12 protein-coding genes, 1 pseudogene and 1 riboswitch are annotated in these 11,552 nt (G+C 70.9%); of the genes and pseudogenes, 10 read left to right on the forward strand and 3 right to left on the reverse strand.

Going from position 1 to position 11,552, the window contains the following annotated elements:
- On the reverse strand, positions 1-1,140 hold a 1,140-nt coding region (locus GWK61_RS47780; RefSeq protein WP_194919944.1), incomplete at its 3' end, for a serine/threonine-protein kinase.
- A gap of 210 nt (positions 1,141-1,350) precedes the next feature.
- A riboswitch (FMN riboswitch) is annotated at positions 1,351-1,488 on the forward strand.
- Between the two features lie 206 nt (positions 1,489-1,694).
- Between GWK61_RS47780 and GWK61_RS47785 the strand changes: the two genes are divergently transcribed.
- The 7 genes from GWK61_RS47785 to GWK61_RS47815 all read left to right on the forward strand — a co-directional run bounded on the left by GWK61_RS47785 (position 1,695) and on the right by GWK61_RS47815 (position 7,010).
- A complete protein-coding gene (locus tag GWK61_RS47785; protein WP_323748089.1) occupies positions 1,695-2,393 on the forward strand; it encodes a riboflavin synthase in 699 nt (232 codons plus the stop codon).
- Entirely contained in the window at positions 2,390-3,085 is a 696-nt protein-coding gene (gene pnuC / locus GWK61_RS47790; RefSeq protein WP_194919947.1) for a nicotinamide riboside transporter PnuC, read from the forward strand. Before GWK61_RS47785 ends, pnuC begins: the two co-directional genes overlap by 4 nt.
- Positions 3,082-4,401 carry a bifunctional 3,4-dihydroxy-2-butanone-4-phosphate synthase/GTP cyclohydrolase II gene (locus tag GWK61_RS47795; RefSeq protein ID WP_194919949.1) on the forward strand — a complete coding sequence of 440 codons (1,320 nt, stop codon included), beginning with the start codon at positions 3,082-3,084 and terminating at the stop codon, positions 4,399-4,401. The genes pnuC and GWK61_RS47795 overlap by 4 nt, the downstream gene beginning before the upstream one ends.
- A gap of 195 nt (positions 4,402-4,596) precedes the next feature.
- The gene (gene ribH / locus GWK61_RS47800; RefSeq protein WP_194919952.1) at positions 4,597-5,082 is read left to right on the forward strand and encodes a 6,7-dimethyl-8-ribityllumazine synthase; all 486 of its coding nucleotides are present in this window, start codon (positions 4,597-4,599) and stop codon (positions 5,080-5,082) included.
- 56 nt (positions 5,083-5,138) lie between these two features.
- Positions 5,139-5,408, forward strand: coding sequence for a phosphoribosyl-ATP diphosphatase (locus tag GWK61_RS60240; protein ID WP_194919965.1), 270 nt, complete (start codon positions 5,139-5,141; stop codon positions 5,406-5,408).
- Between the two features lie 168 nt (positions 5,409-5,576).
- Positions 5,577-6,440, forward strand: coding sequence for an ATP phosphoribosyltransferase (hisG, locus tag GWK61_RS47810; RefSeq protein WP_194919954.1), 864 nt, complete (start codon positions 5,577-5,579; stop codon positions 6,438-6,440).
- A gap of 45 nt (positions 6,441-6,485) precedes the next feature.
- A complete protein-coding gene (locus GWK61_RS47815; RefSeq protein WP_323748090.1) occupies positions 6,486-7,010 on the forward strand; it encodes a PH domain-containing protein in 525 nt (174 codons plus the stop codon).
- A 7-nt stretch (positions 7,011-7,017) separates the two neighbouring features.
- Here GWK61_RS47815 and leuE read toward each other — a convergent pair whose 3' ends face one another.
- Positions 7,018-7,686, reverse strand: a complete 669-nt coding sequence (gene leuE, locus GWK61_RS47820) for a leucine efflux protein LeuE (RefSeq protein ID WP_194919958.1) — start codon at positions 7,684-7,686, stop codon at positions 7,018-7,020.
- 43 nt (positions 7,687-7,729) lie between these two features.
- Positions 7,730-9,511 (reverse strand): AMP-binding protein, encoded by a 1,782-nt coding sequence (locus GWK61_RS47825; protein ID WP_323748091.1) that lies wholly within the window; start codon positions 9,509-9,511, stop codon positions 7,730-7,732.
- A gap of 127 nt (positions 9,512-9,638) precedes the next feature.
- On the opposite strand from GWK61_RS47825, the gene GWK61_RS47830 reads away from it, so the two are divergent.
- The 3 genes and pseudogenes from GWK61_RS47830 to GWK61_RS47840 form a co-directional block, all read left to right on the forward strand.
- Positions 9,639-10,676 (forward strand): ketopantoate reductase family protein, encoded by a 1,038-nt coding sequence (locus GWK61_RS47830; RefSeq protein WP_194919960.1) that lies wholly within the window; start codon positions 9,639-9,641, stop codon positions 10,674-10,676.
- 128 nt (positions 10,677-10,804) lie between these two features.
- Positions 10,805-11,338 (forward strand): SigE family RNA polymerase sigma factor, encoded by a 534-nt coding sequence (locus GWK61_RS47835; RefSeq protein WP_194919963.1) that lies wholly within the window; start codon positions 10,805-10,807, stop codon positions 11,336-11,338.
- Positions 11,335-11,552: pseudogene (locus tag GWK61_RS47840) on the forward strand (hypothetical protein); the annotation flags it as partial. The gene GWK61_RS47835 and the pseudogene GWK61_RS47840, both read left to right, overlap by 4 nt.

Consider the following 11,552-nt stretch of genomic DNA (forward strand, 5'->3'; position numbering starts at 1 on the left):
GGCGTGCGGTCGTTGGCCGGTGGCGGTGGGGCGGCGCGGGTCCGCGATCGGCGGCTGCATGCGGCGCCGCTGGTCAGTGGCCTGCGATGGGCGCTTGCCGGTGCCGGTGCCGTCGGCGGTCGGTCGGCGCGGGGGCATCGCGCCTTGTGCGCGCGGCGGGGTCGCTTGGGATGACGTGCCGTGCCCGCGTGATGCCGTGCCGGTCTGTCGGCGCTGGCCGGTCGCACCTGAGCCGTTGATCGGCCGCCGCCCCACAACCGTCGGCGCGTTGGTCGGCGCAACCGTCGTAGTCACCGGTGCCACCGGCGGCACCGGCACCACCTCCGGCGCCGCCAAAGCCCGCCGCGCCTCCGCGATCCCGAGCCGGGCGGCCGGGTCCTTCTCCAGCAGCCCGGTGATCAGCGGGGTCAGCCTCCCGGCGCGCACCGGCGGCGGCGCCTCGTCCAGGATCACCGCGGTCAGGGTTCCGGTGGCGGTCTCGCGGTGGAACGGGGAGAAGCCCTCGACCGCCTGGAACAGCGTGACGCCCAGCGAGAACAGGTCGCTGACCGCCAGTCCTTCGGTCCCGCGCGCCCGCTCCGGGGCGATGTACTCCACCGAGCCCAGGAAGCTTCCGGCCGCCGTCAGCGCGGTGTCGGTGGTGCCGATGGCGATGCCGAAGTCGGTGAGCAGCACGTGTCCGTCGTCGGCCAGCATCACGTTCGCCGGCTTCACGTCCCGGTGCACGATGCCCGCCGCGTGTGCCGCCTCCAGGGCGTCCAGCAGGGCGCCGGCGACCAAGGCCGCGTGTGCCACGGACAGCGGTCCGTACTCCTCGACGTGCTCCTCCAGGGTGTGGCCGGCGACCAGTTGCATCACCGTCCAGGGGGCGCCGTCCTCGACCACGACGTCGTGCACCGCCACCACGTTCGGGTGGTCGCGCAGGCGGGCCGCGTTGCGCGCTTCGCGCTCGGCGCGGCGGAGGCGTTCGTCGGCGTCGGGGCCGGGGGTGGCCGGGAGCCAGACCTCCTTCACCGCGACCTCGATGCGCAGGGCTTCGTCGGAGGCGCGCCAGACCCGGCCCATGCCCCCGGCACCCAGGCGTGCCAGCAGACGGTACCGGCCACCGATCAGCCGGCCGGGCTCTGCCTGTCCAGCCATCCGCGTCCCCCCGCATCAATGGTTTGTGTCCGAGATCAGGCTACGTGCATATCTTCGCGGGCAGCCTACTGTCCGGGAAGTCAAAGCAGCGTCGGGACGGTTCCCGAGAAAACTAGAACGTGTTACATTCTGGGGCGAGGGCCGGGGTGACGCGCACCACGCTCGGGTGACCGGGAATGAATCGCGTGGCACACTGGTTCGGAACGACGAACGCGTGCTCCGGGGTCGGTGGAATTCCGAACCGGCGGTGACAGTCCGCGAACCGCTCGTTCGCTTCGGCGAACGGGTGGCCGATCCGGTGGAATTCCGGGACCGACGGTTAAAGTCCGGATGGGAGGCTGCACGCGACGGGCGTGCCGCCTCGCTGTGTCCGCACAGCGCCGGTGCGGACCACGTCCCGTCGCGGCGTTCGCGACGGCTGCCGCCGACCTGGGCGGAGCGTGCCGTGGCGCGCCGCCTCCCCTCACGCACCCCCTTTTCCCGGAGTCCGGGTTCGACCGCGTGCCGACCGGCACCGGCAAGAGGCGGATTGCGGACTTAAGAGGGAGCACACCGTGTTCACAGGCATCGTCGAAGAGCTCGGCCGCGTCGTCGCGCTGGAGGTGGAAGGCGACTCCGCGCGGCTGCGCGTGGCCGGGTCGCTGGTCACCTCCGACGCCGAGCACGGCGCCTCCATCGCCGTCAACGGCGTGTGTCTGACCGTCATCGAGTCCGGGACCGAGGCCGCCCAGGCCGGGGAGTTCACCGCGGACGTGATGGCCGAGACGCTGGTCAAGTCCAACATCGGCGACCTCAGGCCGGGTGACCCGGTCAACCTGGAGCGCCCGATGAAGCTCGGCGCGCGCCTGGGCGGACACCTGGTGCAGGGCCACGTCGACGGTGTCGGCACCGTGCTGGAGCGCATCCCGGGCGAGCACTGGGAGGTCGTCCGGGTCTCGCTGCCCTCCGCGCTGTCCCGCTACGTCGTCGACAAGGGCTCGATCACCGTGGACGGCATCTCGCTGACCGTGGTCGAGGCCGCCGTCGACTCCTTCACCGTGAGCCTGATCCCGACCACGCTGGAGCTGACCACGCTGGGCAGCAAGGGCCCCGGCGCCGCGGTGAACCTGGAGATCGACGTGATCGCCAAGTACACCGAGCGGCTGCTGGGGCTCGGCGACACCAGCGCCGACCAGCCCCGGGACGGCACCGCGAACAACACCGCGAACGGCACCCCGAACAGCACCGCGACCGTCGGCGGGCAGCAGGCGTGAACGGAGCCTTCCACTGGGCCAACCTGGTCGCCTTCCACCTGTTCGGGGAGACGGTCAAGTGGTCCGACCTGCTGGGCAACCTGCTCGGCCTGGCCACGGTGGCGCTCGCGCTGCGCCGCTCGATGTGGGCCTGGCCGGTGCAGATAGCCGGCTGCGTGCTGCTGTTCGGCGCCGACATATCGGCGCACCTCGGCGGCACCGCGGCGCGGCAGGTCGCGCTGGCGGTGATGGCCCTGTACGGCTGGTTCCGCTGGACGTCGGTCCGCAGGAACGAGCACGACATCACCATCCGCTGGGCAGGCTGGCTGGAGCGCGCGCTGTTGGTCGCCGGGCTCGGACTCGGCACCGTCGCCTTCGCGCTGGTGCTCGAGCACTACAACGCCTCGTGGGCGCCGTGGCCGGACGCCTACATCTTCATCGGCTCGCTGGTGGCCACCGTGGCCCAGGCCAAGGGCTACGTCGAGTTCTGGTTCGTCTGGATCGCCGTCGACATCGTCGGCGTCCCCCTCGCCTTCAACAACGGCCTTCCGGTCTCCGGTCTGGTCTATGTCTTCTACTTCGCGATCGTCGTCGCGGGCCTGCGCCAATGGATGATCAAGGCGCGCGCCAAGACTTCCATCAACACAGCCCCCAGACTGCGGCAGCCGGTCCCCGCTGCCGACACCACTTCTTTGAAGGAGGCCATCGTATGAGCGCCCCGGAAGTCGCCGAGCCCATCGTCCTGGACACCATCGAGCGCGCCTTGAAGGAACTGGCAGCCGGCCGGCCCATCGTCGTGGTCGACGACGAGGACCGGGAGAACGAGGGCGACCTCATCTTCGCCGCCTCGCTGGCCACCCCCGAGGTCGTCGGGTTCACCATCCGCTACTCCTCCGGCGTGATCTGCGTGCCGCTGCCCGCCGCCGACGCCGACCGGCTCAACCTGCCGCCGATGACCGCCGTCAACCAGGACCGCAAGGGCACCGCCTACACGGTCTCGGTGGACGCCCGGGACGGCGTGACCACCGGCATCTCGGCCGCCGACCGGGCGCACACCATCCGGCTGCTGGCCGCCGCCGACACCGCCGCCGAGGACCTGACCCGGCCCGGCCACGTCTTCCCGCTGCGCGCGAAGGACGGCGGCGTGCTGGTCCGCGCCGGCCACACCGAGGCCGCCGTGGACCTGTGCCGGCTGGCCGGGCTGCCGCTGGCCGCCGGCATCTGCGAGGTCGTCGAGGACGACGGCTCGATGTCCCGGCTGCCGCAGCTGGCGCGGTTCGCCAAGGAGCACGACCTGGCGCTGATCTCCATCGCCGACCTGATCGCCTACCGCCGCCGCACCGAGAAGTCGGTCACCCGGGCCGCCGAGACCCGGCTGCCGACTGCCTTCGGCGAGTTCCGCGCCGTCGGCTACCGGTCCGACGTGGACGGCATCGAGCACGTCGCGCTGGTCAAGGGCGAGATCGGCGAGGGCGAGGACGTGCTGGTCCGGGTCCACTCCGAGTGCCTGACCGGGGACGTTTTCGGGTCCCGGCGCTGCGACTGCGGCCCGCAGCTGCACGCCGCGTTGCGCGCCGTGGACGTCGAAGGCCGCGGTGTCGTGCTCTACATGCGCGGCCACGAGGGCCGCGGCATCGGCCTGATGCACAAGCTGCGCGCCTACGAGCTGCAGGAGCTCGGCCACGACACCGTGGACGCGAACCTGGAGCTGGGCCTGCCGGCCGACGCCCGCGACTACGGCACCGGCGCGCAGATCCTGGCCGACCTCGGGGTGCGCTCCATGCGGCTGCTGACCAACAACCCGGCCAAGCGCTCGGCGCTGGAGGGGTTCGGTCTGCAGGTGACCGGACGCGTGCCGCTGCCCGGGAACGTGACCGCCGACAACATCCGCTACCTGCGGACCAAGCGCGACCGGATGGGGCACGACCTGCCCGATCTGGAAGACGCGGACGGCCTGGACGGCCTGGACGACCTCGAAGCGGCTGCCGCCGCCGACACCGAAGCACTCGCCTCGGCCATCGTCGGCTGACGTCTGCTCACCCGACCGACCACCGAACTGATCAGCCGGCTGATAACCCGACTGCTCACCCGACTGCTCACCCGACCACCCGACCTCGACCACCTCGCAAGATCCGGACGCGACCGGCGTCCCCGGTCTGGAAGACTTGCCCTCGCGCGCCGCACGGACACGCGGGGCCACGAACGCAACAAGGAGTGAGCAACAGTGAGCGGAGCGGGAGCGCCGACCATCAGCATCGAGGGTGGCGCCGACCTCAAGGTCGCGGTGGTGGCCGCGCAGTGGCACACGCAGGTCATGGACGGCCTGGTGGCCGGGGCCGAGAAGGCGCTCGCCGAGATCGGGGCGGAGCACGACCTGTTCCGCGCCCCGGGCTCCTTCGAGCTGCCGGTGATCGCCAAGGCGCTGGCCGAGGCGGATTCCGGCTACGACGCCGTGGTCGCCCTCGGCGTGGTGATCCGCGGCGGCACCCCGCACTTCGAGTACGTGTGCGCGGCCGCCACCGACGGCTTGAACCGGGTCGCCCTGGACACCGGCACGCCGATCGGTTTCGGCCTGCTCACCTGCGACACCGAGCAGCAGGCGCTGGACCGCGCCGGCCTGCCCGGGTCGAAGGAGGACAAGGGCCGCGAGGCCGTCGAGGCCGCGGTGGCCACCGCGCTGGTGCTGAAGAAGATCGGGGTGCGGCGGTGAACGCCTCGCCCACAGCCGACGAACCCGTGGAGGTGCCGGTGGGAACCGCCGTTCCGATCACGTCCAAGACCTTCGAGACCCTGTTCGGCGAGCTCGCCGCCAAGGCCGAGCGCGGCGAGGAGGGCTCGCGCACGGTCGAGCTGCTCGGGCTCGGCGTGCACGCCATCGGCAAGAAGATCGTCGAGGAGGCCGCCGAGGTCTGGATGGCCGCCGAGTACGAGGACGGCGACCGCACGGCCGAGGAGATCTCGCAGCTGCTGTACCACGTCCAGGTGCTGATGTTGGCGCGCGGACTGGATCTGGAGCACGTCTACAAGCACCTGTGAGCCTCTCCGGGTGAGTGACTTCGAAGGGCCCCGCGTGGTTGCGCGGGGTCCTTCAAACTGTTCCCGGCGTCATCCCACCGAGTGAACACCCCGGCGCGGCCCGGCGACCTTGGTCGATACTGGCCGGTGGAACACCGTCAACCACCGGTAACCGAAAGGTCACACGCCATGCTGCGCATCGCACTGCCGAACAAGGGATCGCTCTCGGAGGCGGCCACGGCGATGCTGCATGAGGCCGGATACCGGCGGCGCAAGGACGGCAAGGAACTGATGGTCGTCGACGCGGCCAACAACGCCGAGCTGTTCTTCCTGCGCCCGCGCGACATCGCGACCTACGTCGGGTCGGGCCGGCTGGACATCGGCATCACCGGCCGCGACCTGCTGCTGGACTCCGGGGCCTCGGCCGAGGCGGTCATGGATCTGGGCTTCGCACGCTCCACGTTCCGCTTCGCCGCGCTGCCGGCGACCGTGGAGCAGGTGGCCAAGGAGCCGGGGGTGGCGGGCCTGGCCGGGCTGCGCATCGCCTCGGCGTACCCGGGCGTGGTGCGCGAGTACCTGGCCGCCGCCGGGGTGACCGCCGATGTGGTGAAGCTGGACGGCGCGGTGGAGGTGTCGATCGCGCTGGGCGTGGCCGACGTCGTCGCCGACGTCGTGGAGACCGGCACCACCCTGCGCCACGCCGGCCTGGAGGTCTTCGGCGACCCGATCCTCACCTCCGAGGCGCAGCTGATCCGGCGCGTCGGCGCCGAGGAGAGCCCCGCGGTGGAGCAGTTCCTGCGGCGCCTGAAGGGTGTCATCACCGCGCGCGAGTACGTCCTGATGGACTACGACATCCGCGCCGAGAACGTGGACCGCGCGGTCCAGGTCACCCCGGGCATCGAATCGCCGACCGTGTCGCCGCTGCACGACAAGGGCTGGGTCGCGGTCCGCTCGATGGTCCGCCGCGCCGAGGCCCAGCGCATGATGGACGACTTGTGGGATCTGGGTGCGAGGGGAATCCTCGTCACGGATATCCTCGCGTGTCGGCTTTAGTTGTCATGGGTTCTTTGAGCCCGGGAGAAACGGACCAGCGTGCAGGTGACGGACAACCACGATCACGACCACCAGGCCCCCGGACCTCTGGACCCGAACAGCCTCCCGGTCCCCGATCGCGTCCCGCAGCTCCCTGCGACCTTCCGGCCGCAGCGCACCCGGGTGGCGGTGCTGGCGGTGTCCACGGCGCTGATCGTCACGCTGGTCGTCGTTGCCCTGATACTGCCCGACACCGGCTCCACGGCCTGGTCGACCCCCCAGCGCGTGGCGTTCGCGGCGATCGGCCCGGCCATCTCGGCGGGGCTTTACCTGCTGGCGCGCCCGAAGATCGTCGCCGACGAGCGGGGGCTGACGATCGTGAACACCGCGCGGACGCAGCGCCTGGAGTGGGCGCAGATCGTACGGGTGAACCTGCGCCCCGGGGATCCTTGGGTGCTGCTGGATCTGGACAACGGCGAGGTGCTGCCGGCCATGGGGATCCAGGCTTCCGGCGGGAAGGCGGCGCGCAAGGCCGCCGGCGAGCTGCGGGCCCTGGTGGACGAGCACACCAGGACCGAGCGCGACGACTAGCTGAGCGCTAAGCAGCACCCAGCGAAGCGGTGGCCAGCTTCAGCGCGAAGCCAAGAAACAGCGAGCCGATGCCGCCGGTCATCGAGGCCGCGAGTCGCTTGCGCCGGCGGAACGCGGTTGCGAGCCGGTGCCCGGTGAAGATCAGGACGCTCAGGTATCCGGCCGAGAACAGCATCACGATCGTCGACAGCAGCGCGAAAGCCTCGGTCGGGTGCGCGGCGTGCGGGTTCACGAACTGGGTCAGGAACGCCAGGTCGAACAGGATCGCCTTGGGGTTCAGCAGGCTGACGACCAGCGCTCGGCGGAACGGCCGCTCGGCGGCCTCCATCGCCTCGGCCATCGCTGCGGCGTCGGCAGCCGGCGCAGCCGAGCGCTGCCGCCAGGCCTTCACCGCCGAGCGCAACATCCCGAACCCGAGCCACGCCAGGTAGGCCGCGCCAAGGTACTTCACCACGTCGAACGTCGCCGGCGATCGCTTCAGCATCGAGGCCGCGCCCGCGGCGGTCAGCGTCAGCAGCACCGCGTCGCCGAGGAACACGCCGCAGGCCGCGCGATAGCCGGTGCGCACACCCTTGCGCGCGCCGACCGTCAGCACATACAGCGAGTTCGGACCCGGCAGGAGCACTATCAGCAGCGCGCCGAGCACGAAGGTCGGCAGATCAACAGTCCCGAGCATGCCGCGAAGCCTCTCACACCGGGCTCCGCGGGCGCGCGGGGTTTCACCGCTTGAAATCGGCGAAGGGGTCCTGCCCCGGGGCTTCCCGGTCCTGCTCGGGGTGCTCGGCCGCGTGCTCCTCGCGCAGCACCCGCCGCAGCACCTTGCCGATCATGTTGCGCGGCAGGTCCTCGCGGAACGAGATCAGCTTGGGCACCTTGTACGGCGCCAGGTGCTGGTGCGCGAACACGTCCAACTCCTCGGCGCTGGCTGACATCCCCTCGGCGAGCTGGATCACCGCCTTCACCGTCTCCCCGCGGTACGGGTCCGGCACGCCGATCACCGCCGCGTCGTAGACCGCCGGGTGCTCGCGCAGCACGTCCTCGATCTCCGAGGGGTAGATCGAGAACCCGGAGGCGATCACCACGTCGCGCTTGCGGTCGATCAGCGTCACGTAGCCGTCCGGCGACATCACCCCGATGTCGCCGGTGTACAGCCAGCCGTTGCGCAGCGCTTGCTCGGTCTCGTCCTCCTGGTTCCAGTAGCCCTGGAACAGCTGCGGCCCGAACACCACCAGCTCCCCGGCCGCGCCGATCGGCAGCACGCGGTCCTGGCGGAACTCGTCGACGATCTTCACGTGGGTGTTCGGCAGCGGCAGCCCGATGGTGCCCGGCCGGGAGTTGGCGTTCAGCGGGTTGGCCAGCGTGACCGGGGAGGACTCGGTCATGCCGTAGCCCTCGACGAGGCGGCCGCCGGTCGCCTTCTGGAAGGCGTCGATGGTGTCCACCGGCAGGCGCATGGCGCCGGATATGCAGGTCCGGATGGAGCGCAGGTCGTATTTACCGAGCTTCGCGTGCTCCAGCAGCTTGGAGTAGATCGGCGGCACGCCGGGGAACACCGTGGGCCGCTCGTGCTTCACCGCGTCCAGCACCAGCTCCGGGTCGAACGTCGGCAGCAGGACCAGCGTCCCGGCCAGCAGCACGCCGGTGACCACGCACAGCATCAGGCCGTAGACGTGGAACAGCGGCAGCACGCACAGCACCGACTCCCGCCCCACCACGGCGTTCTGGTCCCACGCCTCCACCTGGTGTGCGTTCGCGACCAGGTTCCGGTGGGTGAGCATGGCGCCCTTCGGGCGGCCGGTGGTGCCGCCGGTGTACTGCAACACGGCCAGGTCCTGCGCCGGTTCGACCGGCTCCTGGTCGACGGGGCCCGGCGAGTTCTCCAGGAACTCCGTGTACGGCACGGCGCGCGCCCCCGGCGGCAGCGGCGTGATCAGCCGCTCCCGCTTCTCCCGGGCCGCGCCGATCGGCAGGTCCAGCAGCTTGCGCTTGAACGAGGGCAGGAAGTCGGCCAGGCACACCGAGATGACGTGCTCGACCGCGGTGCCGGGCCGGGCGGCGTCCAGGGTCGCGTAGGCGCCGTCGAAGACGATCGCCACCTTCGCGCCCGAGTCGGTGAGCTGGTGCCGCAGCTCGGAGTCGGTGTAGAGCGGGTTGCAGGCGACCATCACGGCGCCGAGCCGGGTGATCGCGAAGAACGCGGTGACCGCGGCCGGGCAGTTCGGCAACACCAGGGCAACGCGGTCGCCCTTGTCCACGCCGAGCTCGCGCAGCGCGCCGGCCAGCAGGTCGACGTCCCGGCGAAGCTGCTTGTAGCTGGTCTTGCGGCCGAAGAACACCAGGGCGGTCCGGTCGCCGAAATCGCGCGCGGCGTTGTCCAGAAGCCTGGTCACCGGGACGTCCGGGACGGTCACGTCGGTGGGCACGCCCGCTGCGTAGAACCGCAGCCAGGGCCGCTCCGCATAGGGATCGGGCACGGCTGTAGACGGGGCGGTCTGGCTCACAAGCGGAGTCAAACATGTATTGAGGGGGTTGTCAGTAGCCCCCTTGGACACAAGATCGCAAAATCCGCTGTTCACGAAAAGACTTTCGAGTCTTCACATGAGCGTTACGACCGCTAGAGTCCGAAGGATGCGCTACATCATCATCGGCGCCGGCGCGGTCGGCGGCACCATCGGCGGCCGGCTGGCCGAATCGGGGCGGGACGTGGTCCTGGTCGCACGCGGTGCGCACCTGGAGACCCTGCGGCGGGACGGGTTGCGGCTGCTCACCCCGGACAGCGATCTGTATTCGCCTCCAACCCCCCGGCTGCCGATCCCGGCGGTCGCCGGGCCGCGGGAGCTCGGCGAGCTGCGGCGGGACGACGTGCTGGTGCTCTGCGTGAAGTCGCAGGACACCGCAGGCGTGCTGAATCAGTGGGCGCAGGCGCCGGTCGCCGGCGGCGGGACCGCGGCGGAGCTGCTGCCTGTCGTCTGCGCGCAGAACGGCGTCGAGAACGAGCGCACGGCGCTGCGCCTGTTCCAGAACGTGTACGGGCTCTGCGTCTGGCTGCCCTCGGTGCACCTGGAGCCGGGCGTGGTGGCCGCCAACTGCACGCCGCAGTCGGGCATCCTGACCGTCGGCCGGTACCCGGACGGCGTCGACGACGTGATCAAGCAGATCGGCCACGACCTCGGCGAGAGCCGGTTCGACGCGCCGGTGGTCGACGACGTGATGCGCTGGAAGTACGGCAAGCTGCTGAGCAATCTGGGCAACGCCGTCGAGGCGGTGGGTGACGTGGCTGCCGACGACGACCTGGCCGAGCGGCTGATCGAGGCGTGTCGGCAGGAGGGGATCCGGGTCCTGAACGCCGCCGGCATCCCGTTCGTCGGCTCCGCCGAGCGTCAGGCCGTCCAGGGCGATCGGATGGACTTCGTCGAGATCGCCGCCGTGCCGCGCGGCGGCGGCTCCAGCTGGCAGAGCCTGGCGCGCGGGACCGGGTCGATCGAGACGGACTACCTGTCGGGCGAGATCTCGCTTATCGGGCGCACTCATGGCGTCCCGACTCCGGTCAACGCGCTGATGCAGCGGCTGAGTGCCGTGTTCGCTGCCGAGGGGCGGGCTCCGGGCAGTCTGGCGCTGACGGAGCTGGCGGCGTTGGTGGAGCAGGCTCAGGAGTCCGTGTCCTGATTCCACGAGGCGGCGCGGGCTGATCTGAAGCTGAGCGGACTGATCTGCAACTGATCTGAAGAGGTGACGCAACCTTTCCGGTTCCCGGTCACTCATGTGTCTCGATCGACGGGAATCGGGAGGGGCCCATGGGCGACCAGGCACGGCTGGAGGAGTTCGCCGAGTACGCGGCGGCTCGGCAGAGCCATCTGAAACGCACGGCGTTCTTGCTGTGCGGGGACTGGCATGAGGCGCAGGACCTCACGCAGACCGCGCTCCTGAACCTGTGCAAGGCCTGGCACCGTGCGAAGCGGGCCGACTCCATCGACGCCTACGCGCAGAAGACGCTCATCAACGCCTACCTCGGCGGGCGGCGCAAGCGGAGCCGGGAGCGCGAGATCCAGGCCTCGGTCGCGGTGACGACCTCGCCTTTCGCCAGGGAGGACCAGCCCGATCTGCGGCTGGCGCTGCTGGCCGCGCTGACCGAGCTGCCGCCGCGCGGCCGGGCCGTGGTGGTCCTGCGGTTCTGGGCGGACTTCAGCATCGAGGACACGGCCGCCGCGCTCGCGTGCTCGACCGGCAACGTGAAGAGCCATTCGTCGCGGGCCCTGGCCAAGCTGCGGGAGCTGCTCGGGGATTCCCTGGCCGACTTCGAGTACTCGCGGGAGGGCGGGCGGCGATGAAGAGCACTGAGGAGATGTCGGACGAGACGGCGCGCGAGCTGTTCGGGATGATGTTCGACGAGGACGGCGTGGCGGTGCCGCAGGACGATCTGGCGCCCGGGGCGATGGCCGGGTACCGGCGCTTCCGGCGTCGGCGGACGGCGCTGGCCGGGGCCGGGGCTTCGGCGGCGCTGGTCGGGGTCGCGTGCGTGGCGCTGGTGGTGGCCTGTCTCTT

The sequence above is a fragment of the Catenulispora rubra genome (assembly GCF_015356825.1).
Taxonomy (GTDB): Bacteria; Actinomycetota; Actinomycetes; order Streptomycetales; family Catenulisporaceae; genus Catenulispora; species Catenulispora rubra.